Origin of the sequence: Mycolicibacter arupensis (assembly GCF_002086515.1) — a bacterium.
GTDB classification, from domain to species: domain Bacteria; phylum Actinomycetota; class Actinomycetes; order Mycobacteriales; family Mycobacteriaceae; genus Mycobacterium; species Mycobacterium arupense.
In genome coordinates this window covers 1-17505 of record NZ_MVHH01000019.1, presented here as the reverse complement: position 1 = coordinate 17505, position 17505 = coordinate 1, and the positions used below count along the sequence as shown (strand labels likewise).

The 17505-nt window shown below is 66.5% G+C and carries 16 protein-coding genes; 10 read left to right on the top strand and 6 right to left on the bottom strand.

Going from position 1 to position 17505, the window contains the following annotated elements; all coding sequences use genetic code 11:
• Positions 1–5: 5 nt before the first annotated feature.
• Positions 6–482, bottom strand: a complete 477-nt coding sequence (locus tag BST15_RS11070; RefSeq protein WP_046188432.1) for an Rv1419 family lectin — start codon at positions 480–482, stop codon at positions 6–8.
• 324 nt (positions 483–806) lie between these two features.
• Here BST15_RS11070 and BST15_RS11065 point away from each other — a divergent pair, with 324 nt between their 5' ends.
• From BST15_RS11065 to BST15_RS21320, 3 genes are all read left to right on the top strand, one after another.
• Positions 807–1508, top strand: a complete 702-nt coding sequence (locus BST15_RS11065) for a lasso peptide biosynthesis B2 protein (RefSeq protein ID WP_131701180.1) — start codon at positions 807–809, stop codon at positions 1506–1508.
• Positions 1505–3259 carry an asparagine synthase-related protein gene (locus tag BST15_RS11060; protein WP_024442219.1) on the top strand — a complete coding sequence of 585 codons (1755 nt, stop codon included), beginning with the start codon at positions 1505–1507 and terminating at the stop codon, positions 3257–3259. The genes BST15_RS11065 and BST15_RS11060 overlap by 4 nt, the downstream gene beginning before the upstream one ends.
• Positions 3260–3346: 87 nt before the next feature.
• The gene (locus BST15_RS21320; protein WP_109370734.1) at positions 3347–3517 is read left to right on the top strand and encodes a lasso RiPP family leader peptide-containing protein; all 171 of its coding nucleotides are present in this window, start codon (positions 3347–3349) and stop codon (positions 3515–3517) included.
• A gap of 67 nt (positions 3518–3584) precedes the next feature.
• On the opposite strand, the gene BST15_RS11055 is transcribed toward BST15_RS21320, so the two are convergent.
• Positions 3585–5450, bottom strand: coding sequence for an ABC transporter ATP-binding protein (locus BST15_RS11055; RefSeq protein WP_234708228.1), 1866 nt, complete (start codon positions 5448–5450; stop codon positions 3585–3587).
• A gap of 202 nt (positions 5451–5652) precedes the next feature.
• Here BST15_RS11055 and BST15_RS11050 point away from each other — a divergent pair, with 202 nt between their 5' ends.
• A complete protein-coding gene (locus BST15_RS11050; protein WP_234808418.1) occupies positions 5653–6420 on the top strand; it encodes an RsiV family protein in 768 nt (255 codons plus the stop codon).
• 9 nt (positions 6421–6429) lie between these two features.
• Here the strand turns inward: BST15_RS11050 and BST15_RS11045 are convergent, their stop codons facing one another.
• Entirely contained in the window at positions 6430–6852 is a 423-nt protein-coding gene (locus tag BST15_RS11045) for a DUF6636 domain-containing protein (protein WP_024442216.1), read from the bottom strand.
• A gap of 198 nt (positions 6853–7050) precedes the next feature.
• On the opposite strand from BST15_RS11045, the gene BST15_RS11040 reads away from it, so the two are divergent.
• The gene (locus BST15_RS11040; RefSeq protein WP_231384168.1) at positions 7051–7845 is read left to right on the top strand and encodes a serine hydrolase; all 795 of its coding nucleotides are present in this window, start codon (positions 7051–7053) and stop codon (positions 7843–7845) included.
• A gap of 42 nt (positions 7846–7887) precedes the next feature.
• Positions 7888–9441, top strand: coding sequence for a succinic semialdehyde dehydrogenase (locus BST15_RS11035; RefSeq protein WP_046188393.1), 1554 nt, complete (start codon positions 7888–7890; stop codon positions 9439–9441).
• A gap of 3 nt (positions 9442–9444) precedes the next feature.
• Here the strand turns inward: BST15_RS11035 and BST15_RS11030 are convergent, their stop codons facing one another.
• On the bottom strand, positions 9445–10860 hold the full coding sequence (locus BST15_RS11030) for a WS/DGAT/MGAT family O-acyltransferase (RefSeq protein WP_046188392.1): 1416 nt from the start codon (positions 10858–10860) through the stop codon (positions 9445–9447).
• Positions 10861–10924: 64 nt separating this feature from the next.
• On the bottom strand, positions 10925–12577 hold the full coding sequence (locus BST15_RS11025) for an acyl-CoA synthetase (RefSeq protein ID WP_046188391.1): 1653 nt from the start codon (positions 12575–12577) through the stop codon (positions 10925–10927).
• 69 nt (positions 12578–12646) lie between these two features.
• Between BST15_RS11025 and BST15_RS11020 the strand changes: the two genes are divergently transcribed.
• The 3 genes from BST15_RS11020 (at position 12647) to BST15_RS11010 (ending at position 15442) form a co-directional block, all read left to right on the top strand.
• A complete protein-coding gene (locus BST15_RS11020) occupies positions 12647–13447 on the top strand; it encodes a crotonase/enoyl-CoA hydratase family protein (RefSeq protein ID WP_046188390.1) in 801 nt (266 codons plus the stop codon).
• The gene (locus tag BST15_RS11015) at positions 13447–14421 is read left to right on the top strand and encodes an NAD-dependent epimerase/dehydratase family protein (protein ID WP_046188389.1); all 975 of its coding nucleotides are present in this window, start codon (positions 13447–13449) and stop codon (positions 14419–14421) included. The genes BST15_RS11020 and BST15_RS11015 overlap by 1 nt, the downstream gene beginning before the upstream one ends.
• 145 nt (positions 14422–14566) lie before the next feature.
• Positions 14567–15442, top strand: a complete 876-nt coding sequence (locus BST15_RS11010; protein WP_046188388.1) for a hypothetical protein — start codon at positions 14567–14569, stop codon at positions 15440–15442.
• 24 nt (positions 15443–15466) lie between these two features.
• Here the strand turns inward: BST15_RS11010 and BST15_RS11005 are convergent, their stop codons facing one another.
• Positions 15467–16696 (bottom strand): cytochrome P450, encoded by a 1230-nt coding sequence (locus tag BST15_RS11005; protein ID WP_109370733.1) that lies wholly within the window; start codon positions 16694–16696, stop codon positions 15467–15469.
• Positions 16697–16724: 28 nt separating this feature from the next.
• Between BST15_RS11005 and BST15_RS11000 the strand changes: the two genes are divergently transcribed.
• Positions 16725–17450, top strand: a complete 726-nt coding sequence (locus BST15_RS11000) for an acetoacetate decarboxylase family protein (protein ID WP_046188429.1) — start codon at positions 16725–16727, stop codon at positions 17448–17450.
• Positions 17451–17505 lie beyond the last annotated feature (55 nt).

The following is a 17505-nucleotide window of genomic DNA, read 5'->3' as shown; positions in this document are numbered from 1 at the left end:
CCCAATCAGGAGATGACGTCCCAGCCTTGGCTCGGGTCGTCGCCGCAGTAGCGGGTGGAGACCCACGTCCCCGGCCCCGGTCCGCCGAGGACAGTGAGGCAGTACCAGCCCGGGTCATTTTTGACGTGGCCATTGGGATCGAGATTCCAGTTCTGGTTCCACAGTCCGATACAGGGTCCGAGGTGCGCGAACACACCATCACCCGCCGGATTGATCAGGCATCCCCCGGGGAAGGCCACGTTCTGCAGCTGCCTGCCATTGAGAAACCAGCGCTGGGTGTCCGAACCATCGCAGGGGTTGACCACCACCGCGGCGAAATAGTTCGCGCTCGGGGCATCCAGACAGAAATCGCCCAGCCGACTGGCCAACCCGACCGGCCCGTCGGCGGCTGCCACGCCGGCGATTGGCACCGTGGCGGCCAGCACCGTCCCAGCAACCACAAGGGCCCAGCCGGCAGCGCCCATCGACCTCATCGGATGCATGGTTCGCTCCCTCTTCGCGGCGTCATCGGCCCCGTCGGCCGCGGCGGCACCAAGTGATGCAGCCACTCCTATCACCATGACCACAGTTCACGGGCCGCAAGTAGCAGATTCCCCCTTCCGGTGCCGTCGCGTCGAGGTGTTGCTCGCCACCTGGCGAAGTCGCGCCCGCTTGGCCGATCAGCGTCAAGACGCCGCCGACAACGCCGTACTCCCGAGATCCGGATTCGGCATTCCCCCACCTTTTCGGAGATTTGGGCGTACAAATGGACCACTGGGCGGCTGCCGCCGCCTCTTTGGCCCATCATCCGACAGTCGCCCAACACAGTGCCGAATCCTGGACCCTCCGCACCGCCACAACTGGCCCCCGCTCCGACCCTGCGCTGCGCGCAGGTAGCCGACCGATTGGTACTGCTGGACCTCTCCACCGGTGTCTACGACGTGGTGGATGAGATCGGCACCGCCATGTGGGCCCAACTCACCCGGCCACCGAAACAGCGCGACATCGCCGCCCTCGCCGACAACTATGGAGTGCCTGCGGCCACCGTGGCGGCCGACACCGCCGACTTCGCCGCATCACAGTTGGCCGCCGGCCGACTGGTCCGCGCGCCGCAGCCCGCCACGCCGCATGCCGGCGTCCGGGCACGGCGACGCAGGCCAACGATCATGCGCGCCTTGACCGAACGAGCCGCCGCGGACCGCGACCTGCGAAAGGGTTTCGCTTCCGCCTACCACAAGCGCACCCAACCCGTCGCCGACCCCACCGAGCCGCGGACTGACGTGCAGCTGGCAACAGCGCGCTTTTTCACCGCCGAGGGCCTCTATCCCGCCCGCCAGGCGCCGCTGGACTGTCTACCGCGCTCGCTCGCCCTGACCAGCTTTCTTCGCGCAGCCGGCTGGCCGGCCCAGCATGTGATCGGCGTGGCGCTGTACCCCTTCGAAGCCCATGCCTGGGTGGAGTTGGACGGCGTAGCGCTCAAGGAGAGTGCCTCCGTCCTGCACCGCTTCACCGTTATCCAGCGGGCATGACGCAACCAGCCCTGCAGGGATTCCTGGTGTCGCTGCCCACCACGGTGGGGGCACCGATACAGGGCTGGCCGCAGCACGAGCCGGTCGGCGAAACCGCGGTCTGGTTTCACGGCTACCTGGCGAACCCGGCGCGGTTGCGCGCCGAGTTGAATCTTGCCCCCTCGGCGTCCTTCGGCCGGATCGTGGAAGCCGGACTCCGGCGCTGGCAGGCCAACACCGCCGAGCGCATCATCGGCGAATACGCGGTTGTCATCGTGAACGGCCCCGATGCCGTGCTGGTCGGCGATCGCATGGGCCTGCGGCCCCTCTACTACGCCGTTAGGCCGAACGCAACCGTGGTGTCCACCGACTTGGCAGCACTGGTCCGCGAAACCGGGGCCTGGCGAGAGTTGGACGAAGAGTATCTGGCCGACATGTTCAGCACCGGAATGCATCTGGGCCCGCGCACCCCGTACCGCGGCATTCGACGGCTGCAGGTGGGCCAGTTCGCTACCTGTCACACCGGCCGCCCCCGGCTGCGCGGCGGATGGCGACCGTCGACCGATCCTGTCCACGAGACATTCGACGGCCATCAGGAACTGTTGCGCGACACCGTTAAACGTGCCGTCGCAGGAGCATTGTCGCCCGACGGCACCCAAGCGGTCGAGTTGTCGGGCGGCCTGGACACCTCGACGGTATTAGCCGCGGCCACCGGTCTGGCGCCGGTGGCCGCGCTCAGCTTCACTCATCCCGGATTCCCCGGCAGCGACGAGTCGTCGTGGATGAGGGCGGCGCTGGAAACGAGTCCGGCACCGTGGCATCCCATCGACGCCACCGAACACGGCACCTTCACCGCCGGGCCGGAATTGGGCATCTTCCTACCTGCACCCACGCGCCGGATCATCAACTGGGCCCCGAGCGCGGCCGAGGAGGCCGTCGCGCGGGAGTTGGGCGTGTCGACTCTGCTCACCGGCGAGGGCGGCGACGCGGTGTTCTTCGCGGGCCTGCTGCCCTGGTACCTGGCCGACTTACTGCGTAACGGACAGCCGGTACACCTGTGGCGCGAGGCGCTGCGGTGGAGTGCCGAGTCCGGGCTGGGCCGACCCGCCACGTTCTGGCTGCGTCGCGCGGCCCTCGAAGGACGGCGCCGGTGGCGACGCGGTCGGACCCTGACGCTGCAACCGTCTGCGCGCATTACCGAAGCGGCACCGTGGCTGCGCCGAGAGTACGTCGAGGGTCACGGGCTGCAACGCCGCGCCGAGTTCACCACGCCGATCCGAGCGCAGACGGTCCACGGTCAGGCCGTCGTGGAGAACGTGCTACGCGGCCTGGAGTTCGCCCGAAGCCGCCACCAGTTCCCTTCGGCCACATTCGAATTGCGGCATCCGCTGCTGGCGCCACCCTTGGTCGACTTGGCACTGGCCACCCCGTGGAACATCGCGGTGGATCCCCGTATCGATCGAGCGGTGCAGCGGTACGCCTTCGCGGGGCTGGTCAGCGAACAGGTACTTCGGCGGCGGTCGAAACCGATCGCGGACGAGGCGATGCTGCACGGCTTCGAACGCCATCCCCAATGGCGGGAATTCCTGGCCGAACGGCCCCAGATCGTGGAGCGCGGCTATGCCGATGCCGACGCCTGGACCGCGGCGCTGCCCGCACCCGGGCGTGTGGGCGCCGTCACGCAGTTCTACACGGCAATCCAGATCGAGGTCTGGCTGCGCCACCTACACCACGTGGGCGCTCCTGCCCTGCTGACCGGCGCTGCGCCCTGATTCGCCGAAACGCCATGTCTCGCTCGCTGGCATCAAGTACACTTTCGGAGGCCAGCTGGCGTGTGACGACTCTTTGGAGGTTCCCGGATGCGCAACTACTCACCCCCGCAGGTCGTGCACGTAGGGGATGTCCGCGCCACCACTCAGGGCAGCGGGAATTACCTGTCGGACAGCAGCACGGGCTACGGCTACATGGGCTGGTACCAGCGGCATCTCGACACCCCCGACACCGCGGCACCGCTGCCACCGCGCGGCTGAGCGGTCGCTCCGGAAGCCTCGTCGCACCGATCAATCGGGCAGGGCTCCTCGCGAGCGGGTCGTCTTCTCAGCCCGGAGCGCTGCGATCGAGTAGTGCCGAGTCCGCGTTGTCGGCAGCGCAGAGCCGCGTGTACAGGCCGCCACGATTCATCAACTCCGCGTGAGTGCCCTGTTCGGCGGCTCTGCCGTGGTTCAACACGATGATCCGGTCGGCCACGGCCGCGATGAAGTCCATGTCGTGGCTGATCACCAGACAGGTGCGGGTATCCGCGTATTCCCGGATCACGGCGGTTACGCGGGATCGCTGATCGGCATCCAGGTTCTCCGTCGGCTCGTCGAGGAGCAGGACCTGCGGCCGGCGAAGCAGACACCGCGCGAAGGCGATCAGCCGCTTCTGCCCTCCCGACGGCACCTCGAGGTCCATGACGGTGTCATAGCCGTCGCGAACCTTGGCCGGATCGACGATCACCGCATGGATATGGGCCGATCGGCAGGCATCTTCGACCTCACTGTCGCTGGCATCGCGCCTGCCCAACCGCACGTTCTGTCGAATCGTGTCCTTTAGATAGAACGGGAACTGCGCGAGTTTGGACACCTGTTCTCGCAGCGAGTGCAATGTCACCTGACGGATATCGTTGCCGTCCAGCAGAATCCGGCCGCTCTGCGGTTCAAGGAAACGCAGCAGTAGATTGAAGACGGTCGATTTTCCTGATCCGATCGGTCCGACCAGCGCCACCGTCTCTCCTGCCGCGATCGAGAAGGACAACCCATTCAGAACCTTCTGTTGCGGCGAATAGCTGAAGGAAACATCTTCGAATACGACGTCGCCCCTGATGCTGGGCAACGCGGCAGCATTAGGGAGTTCCCGCACCGTGGGCTCGGTGTCGAGCAGTTCGTAGGTCGATGCGACGTGGGGCAGGATCGACTGATAGGTCGTATACGCCAATACCATTCGCTGCACAGCTGCAAACATCGTCGGCACATACGCGATGAACACCACCAGGCCCGCGAAGCTCAGACCGAACCGGTCGCCCCACGCGATCCCGCTCACCAGCACCAGCACCGTGCTCAGCGCGATGAAGACCTGGACACCGTTGGTCGATGCCTGCATCCAGACCCGCATCGCGGCCATGTTCTTCGTCGCGGCCATCGCCGATTCGCCGAACGTCTCACTGCGGCGACGCTGGGCGTTGAACACCTGAATCTCCGAGATACCACTGGCCGTCTCGGCGAGTTCGCCACTCATCTCGCGATTTGCCATCATCGCTCGTTGCGTCACCACCTGGAGCCTGCCGCCCGCGTAACGAAGGGCCATGAGCGCGAGCGGGGCCAGAACCAGCGACACCACCGTCATCGGCCAGGACAACGCGAGAAGGTATCCGAGCGCGACCACCAAGACCACTGCGTCGACAAGCGGTGGGACAACGCAATCGGTCAACAGCCGCTGGACGCACGGCGCCTCCAGTTGCACACGCTGAATCAGGACACCGCTGCGCGCACCGACGAAGAAGTCCAGGGACAGCGATTGAACGTGGTCGTGAACACGCTGCAGGATCGCAGCCAGCAGCTTGCGCTCGACATGCGCACCGATCCACGCGTTGACGAAGCCCAGCGCTTGCGCCAGCACCAATGCGCCCGACCAAATGCTCAGCAGCACCATGAAATTCAGCGGCTTCGTCAGCCATCCGACAAGACCGGAGGCCAAACCGCCGTCACGGCTGAGCAACGAACCCTGTTGCCCCCATACATCGGAGAGGTCCCCATTCATCCCGGCGGCGGCGACGGCTTGCATCAGCGGCCCCAAGGCCGCACTGGACACAAAAGGCAGCGCCGTGACGAACAACCCCAGCAGGACGCAAATCAACACCGCCCCGCGGACCGCGCGCAGCATGGTCAAACTGCGACGTATGTACATGGCCCGCTCCTCGATCACGGTTTGGCGTCCACGATGACAGAACCACACCCGGCGACGTGGAGATTCTGCGCGATATCCGTTCGCGCCCGCATGCAGCCGCGATCAGCAAAAACCGCGTACCACCTTCCGGCGCCGGTGCGATGATCTACGGGTGCCCCTTCACCAGCTCACCGGACACCGCATACCTCAGACCCGCAGGACACTCTTGGCCGCGACTTTCGTGGCCGCACTGTCGATGCCGACGGCTTGCTGCGGGAACACCGAGTCGTCTGTCTCCATGGGACATCAGCTCGTTGTCACATCGACAACCCTGACTTCCGCAAGCCCATCGCCGGTGACCCACACGGATTCGCAGATCTCCAACGGGAAGAGTTACACCGTCACGGTCGCCCCAATCGAGGGAGCGACCGCCGACGGCCGGGGCCACTGGCGCGCGGAAGTCGGCCGGATATCGGGCGGCGATCCCCGGGTGGCCGAGTCGTTCAACAAAGCCGGCAACGCATCGGCGCGCTATCAGATCGATCAAGTGCGTGCGGACGCGGACACCAGTTCGCCTTGGCGGCTTGAGATTCAGTCGGCATTGACCTTTCGCCCCATCGCGATCGCCCAGGTTCTCACCGGCGTCTACTACGCCAAAGACGCGGCCCATCCGACCAACTATGTGAGCACTGTCGTCATCGACAGTCGGAATGCCAAACCGATCACTTTGAGCGACCTGTTCATCACCGAACAAGACGGCCTCAATCGATTCTCCGAGCAGACCAAACGGATCTGGCCGACCACCTACGGCGGCGGCGAGCCGATGTCCGACGAACCGGGCAACCGCCCGATCGCGGAAAACTTCGCGAACTGGATTCCTACCGCCGAGGGCATCCAGATCCACTTTGCCGACTATCAGTTCGGACACGGCTCGCCGGTCATCACCGTGCCATGGTCATCGCTGACCGACGTGCTGGCACCCGACATGAAGGCACTGGCGCAGCGCTGAAAATGCCTGTCAGAACAGTTCGTAAGACTCGCGGGAAATCACGAACCCGTGGTCGTCCCGGTTCTCGCACCTGATCCCGGACTTCTCACTGGTGCACAGATGTGTCGTTGAACTGTCACGTTCGCCGTAGTTGAGGGTTCGCGCGTCCCCGCCGAACGTGGTGTCTCCGGCACAGACGAACTCGGCCTTACCGTGAGCCTCGATTTGGATGCCCTGCCCGTACCCGGTCTGACTGTAACAATCCGACGGCCGCGGCGGCGGCGACCAATCACGTTCTTGGATGTCGCACCGGACCCAGTCGGGGCCTACCAGGCACGCGATGTTTCCGCTCGGGGATACGAAGAAGTGCAGATCCGGCTGCGCCAGGACGGTCGGCGCCATGCCGATAGCCGAGAAGATCAGGGCCGCTGCTGCACCGAGCGCTGCTTTCATGATGAAAAGATAGCCGAAAACAGACGATTGTACGGTTTAACGAGAATTGTTACACCTCCGGTGCCCCACTCGCCCGTGCTGAGCCCGGCATTCAGCGGCTGCCACGGACCGCTCTGGTCGAACAATCCCGGGGATTGGCCGGTTCGACACGGCCAATGGTCATCCCCTTTCGTCGCCCACCGCGGGCAATATGAGTCAATGCCTGCCGCCCGCCGCATGCTCGTCGCAATCCTGGCCGCCGCCCTGGCCTTACCCCTGGCCCTGGCCTCGCCCGCCTCCGCGGAACCGCTCCAGGCCAGCTTCGCGCAGCTGGCCAACACCATCGGAGCCAACGTCGGCATCGCCTATGCCCCGGTCGGCCAGAACCAGGTGGCCACCCTCGGATCGCTGCAGAACGGCGTGGCCTGGTCGACCATCAAGGTCCCGCTGGCGATCGCGGCGCTGCACGCCAACCGCCCGAACGCCCAGGAGCTGGCGGCTAAGGCCGTGACAGCATCCGACAACGACGCCGCCGAGCAGTTGTGGGCATCGCTGGGGCCGGCGCCTCAGGCCGCCCAGCAGGTGCAGGCCGTCCTGCGGGCCGGCGGGGACACCGGCACCGCGGTCGAATCCCGGCGGCTGCGTCCCGAGTTCAGCGCCTTCGGTCAGACCCAGTGGCCGCTGGCCCGCCAAGCGGTGTTCGCCGCCCACCTGCCCTGCATGGCCGTCGCTGCGCCCGTCTACAGCTTGATGCGCAACACCGTGCCCGACCAGCGCTGGGGGCTGGCCGGGCTCAACGTCCCCAGCAAGGGCGGCTGGGGACCCGGCGCCGGTGGCGGGTACCTGGTGCGGCAGTTCGGCATCGTGCACGCACCGGCGGGCGATCTGGCCGTGGCCTTGGCCGCCGAACCCAAGGACGGCAGTTTCGGATCCGGGACTGCGGCACTCAACCAGCTCACCCAGTGGCTCAGCGCCCATGCCGCCGAGCTACCGGGCGGCCGCTGCGCCGGGTAGGTTGGCGGCTAACGCCGTGTTACCCGCGAGTAGGAGATACCCATGCCTGCCCCATCCGCCGCCGACTTCGACCGGCTGCGCCAGCTGTCCGCCATCGACGACATCGACGCTCGGCAGTCCAAGACCATCGACGAGGTCTTCACCGGCAAGCCACTGACCACCATCCCGGTCGGCACCGCCGAGGATGTGACGGCGGCATTCACCAAGGCCCGTACGGCCCAGCGCACGTGGGCGGCGCGCAGCGTCAAGGAGCGCAGCGCGATCATCGAGCGTTACCGCGACCTGGTGATCGCCAACCGGGACTTCCTGATGGACGTCTGCCAGGCCGAGACCGGCAAGGCGCGTTCGGCGGCCCAGGAAGAGATTCTCGACATCATGCTCAACGCGCGGTACTACGCGCGCCAGGCCACCAAGTTGCTGGCCCCCAAGCGAGTCCCCGGGCTGCTGCCCGGCATCGTCAAGACCGTGATCAACCACCACCCCAAGGGCGTGGTGGGCGTGATCGCACCGTGGAACTACCCGATGACCCTGTCGATCTCCGACGCCATCCCCGCGCTGCTGGCCGGCAACGCGGTGGTGGTCAAGCCGGACAGTCAGACCCCCTACTGCACGCTGGCCAACGCCGAGCTGCTGTATCAGGCGGGCCTGCCGCGTGAGTTGTTGGCGGTGGTGCCGGGGCCGGGGTCGGTGGTCGGCACCGCGATCGTGCAGCAGTGCGACTACCTGATGTTCACCGGCTCCAGCGCCACCGGTCGCACCCTGGCCGAGCAGTGCGGTTCCCGGCTGATCGGCTTCTCCGCCGAGCTGGGCGGCAAGAACCCGATGATCGTCACCAAGGGCGCCAACCTGTCCGAGGTCGCCAAGGCTGCCACCAGGGCCTGCTTCTCCAACGCCGGACAGTTGTGCATCTCGATCGAGCGCATCTACGTCGAGCGCGACGTCGCCGAGGAGTTCGCGGCGAAGTTCGCCGAGCAGGTGCGCGCGATGAAGCTCTCGGCGGCCTACGACTTCACCGCGGATATGGGCAGCCTGATCTCCGAAGACCAGGTCAAGACCATCTCCAACCACGTCGACGACGCCAAGGCCAAGGGCGCCAAGGTGATTGCCGGTGGCAATGCCCGCCCCGACATCGGGCCGCTGTTCTACGAGCCGACCGTGCTGGCCGACGTGACCGACGAGATGGAGTGCGCACGCAACGAGACGTTCGGGCCGGTGGTCTCCATCTACCCCGTCGACAACGTCGAGGAGGCGATCGCACGGGCCAACGACACCGAGTATGGGCTGAACGCCAGCGTGTGGGCCGCCACCAAGTCCCAGGGTGAGGCGATCGCCGCGCGCATCAAGTCCGGGACGGTCAACGTCGATGAGGGCTACGCGCTGGCCTTCGGCAGCGTCGCCGCGCCGATGGGCGGCATGAAGGCTTCCGGCGTGGGCCGTCGGCACGGCGCAGACGGAATCCTCAAGTACACCGAGTCGCAGACGGTCTCCACGGCGCGGGTCCTGAATCTGGACCCACCGCTGGGGATCTCGGCTCCGGTGTGGCAGAAGCTGCTGACCCCGATGATCCGGGTGGTGCAGGCGCTACCGGGCCGGTAGCGCTCAGCGCCGGCCGGTCCGGTTCTTGCCTCGATCGATGTCGCGCTCCAACTCCGCCAGCGCCGGTTCGATAGCGTCGGCCATCTTGTGGATGTCCTCGGCGATCTCCGGCGTAGTCACGAATCCGAAGTCGAGGTGGTCGCGGTAGGAGAAGCAGGTGATGTTCAGCGCCACGTCCATCACGGGCGGACCGAGCGGCACCAGTGATTCCAGTTCCGCGCCTGCCATGTAGATCGGAATCGGCGGACCCGGAACGTTGGAGACCACGAGGTTGATCGGGGCCAGCCGATGTGACAGGCCGGTCGCGGTGTAGGCGCGGGCCGCCAGTTGCAGCAATCCGGGCGGGGTGGTGTCGGTCAGCCCCATGATCTGGTGCGCCGAGAGTGCCTTGGCCATCTGCTTGGCGCTTTGGGTGCTGGCGTGAATCGTCTTGAGCCGCTGGGCGGCTCCCTCGATGTCGGTCGCCATGGACACGGTCATCGAGCTGACTTGGTTGCCGACTTCACCCTGACTCTCCTCGGTGCGGGTCGACACCGGGATCTGGGCCACCAGTGGCTTGTCCGGCAGCTCGTCACGCTCGCGCAGATAGTCGCGGACGGCGCCGGCGACCATGGCCAGCACGACGTCGTTGAGCTTGACCCCGTAGGCGTCCTTGACGGCCTTGATCCGGGCAAGCTCGACGCGCGCGGCACTGATCCGCCGATGTGGCGAAACGCTGTCGTTGAACCGGGTCACCGGGGCGTCGAAGTAGCGCGGAGGTTTGCGGGGCAGCCCCAGCCCCACCGTGGCGATCTGCTGGCGCACGGTCTGCTCCAACAGGCGCCCTATCCGATAGGGCGTCTTGACGGCGACGTTGACCAGCTCTTCGAGGACACGGCGCTCGTAGCTGGGCATGCTGGCCCCGTTCGACGACCCGATCGGAGTCGGCTCCGGCGGCCGCGGCTCCGGCGTGACGTCCAGCATGATCTCGAAGAGCCCTGCCCCAGAGACCCCGTCGACGATCGCGTGATGCATCTTGGTCAGGGTCGCGACCCGACCGCCGCTGACGCCCTCGATCACCCACATCTCCCATAGCGGGCGGGACCGGTCCAGCTTGTAGGACATCAACCGGCCCACGAGTTCTTCCACCTCGCGCCGCCCGCCGGGTGCGGGAACGCCGATGCGGCGCAGATGGAAGTCGATGTCGAGGTGCTCGTCCTCAACGAACCACGGGCGGTCCAGCCCCAACGGAGAAGGGCTGACCCGCCAGCGCAGCTGCGGCAGCTGCGGTAGCCGCTCGATCAGAAGCTGGCGGACCCGCTCGAAGCTGTAGTTGGGCGCATTGGTGGTGTCACAGATCGCCAGCCCACCGATGTGCATGTGCCAGCCCGCCGTTTCCGCGGACCAGAACGCGGCGTCGACGCCCGAAAGTCGCTGCATCGAAAGAGACTAGCCCGGACACGGGTTCGCTGGGAGCGGCTCACCGGCAAAAGATCCGGCGAATCTAGCTCTCGGCCGCCACATGCTTTGCGTGCACCTCATCGGCGGGACGGGCCTCGGTCTGCTCCTTGGCCCAGCGGTAGTCGGGTTTGCCAGCCGGGGAGCGCTTCACCTCGTCGACGAACCACAGGCTGCGGGGAACCTTGTAGCCGGCGATCTCGGTGCGCGCGCAGGCGTTGATCTCGTCCAGCGAGGGCCGTGCGTCCCCACGCGCCTGCACCACCGCGGCCACGTGCTGGCCGTAACGGGCATCGGGCACCCCGACCACCAGAGCGTCGAAGACGTCGGGGTGGGTTTTGAGGGCGGCCTCGACCTCCTCGGGGTAGATCTTCTCGCCTCCGGAGTTGATCGACACCGACCCGCGGCCCAGCATGGTCACCGACCCGTCGGCCTCGACCTGTGCGAAGTCGCCCGGGATGGCGTACCGCACCCCGTTGATGGTGCGGAACGTCTCGGCGGTCTTCTTCTCGTCCTTGTAGTAGCCGACCGGGATGTGGCCGCGCTTGGCGATGATGCCGCGCACGTTGGATCCGGGCTGGACCTCGTTGCCGTCCTCGTCGAGCACCACGGTGTTCTTGTCGATGGTGACCCGGGGACCGCCGGTGTGCGCCTCGCCCTTGGCCACCACACTGGTGCCGCCGAAACCGGTCTCCGACGAACCGATGGAGTCGGTGATGATCCGGTTGGGCAGCAGCTCGAGTAGCCGTTCCTTGATGCTGGGGCTGAACAGTGCCGCGGTGGACGCCAGCAGGAACAGCGACGCCAAGTCGTACTCGTTGCCGGCCTCCTGGTGGGCCAGCAGCGCGTCCAGCAGCGGGCGCGCCATGGCGTCGCCGGTGAAGAACAGCAGGTTGACCTTGTGGTCGTGGATGGTGCGCCACACCGCGTCGGCGTCGAATTCGGGTGCCAGCACCACGGTCTGGCCGCTGAACAGCGACATCCAGGTCGCCGACTGGGTGGCTCCGTGGATCATCGGGGGAATCGGGTGGCGGACCATCGGCGGGTTGGCCACGGCCTGCTTGGCCAGGCCGTACTCGTCGGCGATCGGCTCGCCGGTGGCGAAGTCGGTGCCGCCGAAGAGCACCCGGTAGATGTCCTCGTGGCGCCACATCACGCCCTTGGGGAAGCCCGTGGTCCCGCCGGTGTAGAGCAGGTAGATGTCGTCTTCGCTGCGCGGTCCGAAGTCACGCTCCGGGGAACCCTGCGCCAATGCTGACTCGAACTCCACGCCGCCGTAGCGCTGGTAGTCCAGGTCGCTGCCGTCCTCGATCACCAAGACGGTCTTGACGTTCGGCGTGTCCGGCAGCACGTTGGCGACCCGGTCGGAGTACTGGCGTTCGTGCACCAACGCGACCATGTCGGAGTTCTCGAACAGATAGCGCAGTTCGCCCTCGACGTAGCGGAAGTTGATGTTGACCAAGATGGCGCCGGCCTTGACGATGCCGAGCATCGCAACGACGATCTCGTTGCGGTTGCGGCAGTACAGGCCGACCTTGTCGTCCTTCTTGACGCCCTGGCTGATGAGGTAGTGGGCCAGGCGATTGGCCTTCTCCTCAAGCTGCGCATACGTCAGCTGTTCAGTGCCACAGATCAGGGCAACCCGATCCGGTACGGCGTCGATGGCGTGTTCAGCTAGGTCAGCAATGTTGAGGGCCACAACACACAAACTAGAACGTGTTACATTTCGATTTCAAGTCGAGCTTCCAACCCGGAAAGGCGGACGCCGGTGAGCGAGTCGTCAGAGCAGCCCCACGCCCTCGTTGAACAGCGGGGACACACCCTGATCGTGACCCTGAACCGGCCAGAGGCCCGCAACGCCCTGTCCGGCGAAATGTTGGCCATCATGGTCGAGGCGTGGGACCGCGTCGACAACGACGACGAGATCCGCTCGTGCATCCTGACCGGCGCCGGAGGTTATTTCTGCGCGGGCATGGACCTCAAGGCGGCCAACAAGAAGGCTCCGGGCGACTCGTTCAAAGACGGCAGCTACGACCCGTCGCGGATCGACGGCCTGCTCAAGGGCCGGCGGTTGACCAAGCCGTTGATCGCCGCGGTCGAAGGTCCGGCCATCGCCGGCGGCACCGAGATCCTGCAGGGCACCGACATCCGCATCGCCGGCCGCAGCGCCAAGTTCGGCATCTCCGAGGCCAAGTGGAGCCTGTACCCCATGGGCGGCTCCGCGGTGCGCCTGGTTCGCCAGATTCCCTACACCATGGCCTGTGACCTGCTCTTTACCGGTCGCCACATCACCGCCGCCGAGGCGCTGGAGATGGGCTTGATCGGCCACCTGGTCGAAGACGGCCAGGCGCTGACCAAAGCGCTGGAGATCGCCGAGCAGATCAACAACAACGGTCCGCTGGCGGTGCAGGCAATGTTGCGCACCATCCACGAGACCGAAGGCCTGCACGAGAACGACGCCTTCAAGATCGACACCCAGATCGGCATCAAGGTGTTCCTGAGCGAGGACGCCAAGGAAGGCCCCCGGGCGTTTGCCGAGAAGCGCAAGCCGGAGTTCAAGAACCGCTGATGCGGGTCGCAGTCACCGGCGGTACCGGCTACCTCGGCGCCCACACCGTCAAGGCTTTGCTGGAGGCCGGCCACTCGGTGCGGCTGCTGGTCGCCCCGGGTTGCGGCGATGAGCCCGTGATTCCGCGGCTGCGCGAGTTGGGCGCCGTGGAGGTGCTCGACGGCGACATCCGCGACACCGGGGTGGTGGCGGCGCTGCTGGACGGCTGCGACTCGGTGCTGCACGCGGCCGGGGTGGTCGGCACCAACGACCGCATGGAAAAGCTCATGTGGGACATCAACGCCCACGCGACTGAAGCCATCCTGACCCGCGCCGCGGCCGCCGGCCTGGACCCGGTGGTGTCGGTCAGCTCCTACAGTGCGCTGTTCCCCCCACCGAACGGGATCATCGGCCCCGACTCGCCGACCGTGCCCGGGCGCAGCGCCTACGCCCGCACCAAGGCCTACGGCGAGCGGGTGGCCCGGCGATTGCAGGACGAAGGCGCCCCGGTCGTGGTCACCTACCCTTCGAGCGTCGTAGGCCCTGCTTTTCACACCGCGCCGGGCGTCACCGAGCGGGGCTGGGCACCGATCGTGAAGTATCGGGTGGCGCCGGTGGTGCGTGGCGGCATGGCGATGGTCGACGTTCGTGACATCGGCCGGGTGCACGAGGCGCTGATGCGGCCCGGCCGCGGCCCGCACCGGTATCTGTGCGGCGGGATCATGGTGAGCTTCGCCGAGATGATCGCCGCGGTGGAGCAGGGCCTGGGCAAGCCGGTCCGGCGAATCCCCATCGCGCCCAGCGTTTTCAAGGGCATCGGCCGCGTCAGCGACCTGGCCAGCAAGCTGTTGCCACTACCTGAGTCGCTGAGCTACGAGGCGGCCTGGCTGCTGACCTCGGCTACTCCGACCGATGACTCGGCCACACTGGCCGACCTGGGCTTGGCGTGGAGTTCACCGACCGCGGCGATCATCGAGTCGCTGCGGGCGCACTGACGCCGGCGTCGTTCCGCTCCCGCCGCTCGCCTCCCGTCGCTCGCCGAGCGTGCAATCAGCCCGACTTTTCGGGCAATATTTCGGTCTGAGTACACGTTCGGCGTAGCTGGGCGACGTTGTCGGTGCCCGCGGGCAGACTCCCGGCATGTCAGAGCCCTTTATCGGCAGCGAGGCCGTCGCGGGAAAGCGGGTCTCGAAGTACGCGCTGAGCAGTCGATTCGTCGCGGTCCATCCCGACGTCTACATACCGCGTGGCACGCCGCTCGACGCGGCGCTGCGAGCCAAGGCCGCGTGGCTGTGGTCGCGCCGGCGCGGGGTGATCGCCGGCCAGTCCGCCGCCGCACTGCACGGCGCGAAGTGGGTCGAGGACCGCGCCGCGGCCGAGTTGCTCTATGACTGCCGCCGACCGCCTCGGGGCGTGGCGACGTGGTCCGATCGGATATCCGACGACGAGATTCAGTTGCTCGAAGGGATGCGGGTCACCACTCCCGAGCGCACCGCCTTGGACCTGGCCTGCCGCTATCCCAGCGCCAGGGCCGTCGCAGCCATCGATGCACTGGCTCGCGCGACTCGTCTCTCACCAGAAGGCGTCGACGCGCTGGCCGGACGCTATCCAGGTCGTCGCGGCATCCGGCGCGCTCGAAAGACACTGCAACTCGTCGACGCCGGTGCCGAGTCACCCCGCGAGACATGGTTGCGACTCCTGCTGATTCGAGCTGGTTTCCCGCCCCCGCAGACCCAGCTCCCGGTATTCGACACCTGGCGACAACTGGTCGCTGTGTTGGACATGGGGTGGGAGGACATCAAGGTCGGCCTCGACTACGAGGGCGACCACCACCGCACCAGTCAACGTCAATTCACCAAGGACATCCGCCGGCATGAGGCCGTGACCGGGCTCGGCTGGATCGACCTACGGATCACCCGCGAGGACACCGCGGGCAGCATCATCGGTCGAGTACGCGACGCATGGGCCCGCCGAACGTGCCCTGAGGCCGATAATCCGGCTGATTTTTCGATCTGATTGCACGCTCGGCGAATAGGACGGCTATCCCAGCACCGGCTTGCTCGGGGTGAACACCACCGGCATCGACTCCAGTCCGCTGACGAAGTTCGCCGGCCGCAACGGCAAGGCGTCACCAGACGCCAGTCGCAGATCCGGCAGCCGTTGCAGGATCCGCTGCGTCATCAGCCGCAACTCCAGGCGGGCCAGCTGGTTGCCGAGGCAGAAGTGCGTGCCGAATCCGAATGCCAGGTGGCTGTTGGGGTCTCGGGTGATGTCGAATCGCTGCGGCTCCTCGAACACCGACTCGTCGAAGTTGGCCGACTCGAACAGCAGCAGCATCTTCTCGCCCTCGCGCAGAGCCGTCCCGTAGAACTCGGTGTCGCGGGTCAGCGTGCGGCACATGTTCTTCACCGGCGAGGTCCACCGCAGCATCTCCTCGATGGCCACCGGCAGCCGGTCGGGTTCGCGTTGCAGCATGTCCCATTGATCGCGGTGGCGCAGCAACTGCGCGGTGCCCCCGGACAACGTGTGGCGGGTGGTCTCGTCTCCGCCGATCAGGATCAGCAGCGTCTCGAACACGATCTCGTCGTCAGTCATCCGCTGCCCGTCCACCTCGGCGTTGACCAGGATGGAGAACAGGTCATCGGCGGGCTCGGCGCGGCGCTTGCCGATCAGGTCCATGGTGAACGCGGTGTAGGCGCTGAAAGCCTCCATCACGGCCTGGAAGGTGGCCGATTCCGGGTCCAGATGCGAGCTCAGCCCGCACACCAGATCATCGGACCACTTCAACAGCATGCCGCGCTGTTCGGGCAGGACCCCGAGCATGTCGCCGATCACCGCCATGGGCAGCGGGGCGGCGATGTCGCGGACGAAGTCGCATTCGCCCCGCTCACACACCGCGTCGATCAGGGTGTCGCACAGCGTCTCGATGGAGGGCAGCTGGGCGTGTACCCGCTTACGGGTAAAGCCGGCGTTGACCAGCTTGCGCCGCAACAGGTGTGCGGGGTCGTCCATGTCGATCATGTACGGAAATCCCGGTTGGTCCGGGCGAATGCCACCGGCGTTGGAGAACACCTCCGGGGTACGTTCGGCGTCGATCACCGCCTGGTACGTCGACGCCGCCGCCAGCCCGTTGCGATCCCGGAACACCGGTTCGTTGGCCCGCATCCACGAGTAGGCACCGCGAGCGCCCCCGTCGGCGTAAAACGTGCCGTCGGTCAGATCGACATCCGGCTTGGTCGCGGGAATCGCATCGGCCATTACCTCGGTCATGGGCGTCCTCCGGATTACAGTGGGAGTCATGGCTCTTTCACAGCACACCATCGCTGGCACTGTGCTTACCATGCCCGTCCGGATCCGTCACGCGGATGTGCATTCCGCGATGTTCTCGGTTCCCGCGGACGCCGCACAGCAGATGATCGACTACAGCGGGCTGCAGGTTTTCCAGCAGCAGCCGGGACGTGCGGTGGTCAATCTGATGCTGGCCCGCTACATCGATGGCGACCTGGGCCGCTACCTGGAATTCGGTACCGCGGTGATGGTCAACCCACCGGGCACCGAAGCAAGCGGCTGGCGAGCGCTGGGTTCCGCCGGCGCGTTCATCCACCACCTGCCCGTCGACCAGGAATTCACCCTCGAAGCCGGACGCACCATCTGGGGATTCCCGAAGATCCTGGCGGACTTCACCGTTCGCGACGGTGAGCAGTTCGGCTTCGATGTTGCCGCCGACGGCCAACACATCGCCACCATGGAGTTCAGTCGTGGCCTGCCGGCGCCAAGTCTGTTCACCTCCCGGCCGCGGGTCCTGCAGGCATTCAGCCACCTCGACGGCGTCACCCGCCAAACTCCTTGGGAGATGCGGGTTTCGAAGGTTCGCGGGGCGCTGGGCGGCACCCAGCTGCGCCTGGGCACCCATCCGTACGCGCGTGAGCTGGCCGCACTGGGCCTGCCGAAGCGGCCGATGATGTCGTCGACCGTGGGCCGGGTCGAAATGACCTTCGGTGACGCCCACGCGCTAGGGCGCTAGCTGTGATGTCCAGGGAGGTTGGTCAGTCGGGTGACCGGTGGTTGGCCTCCGATGG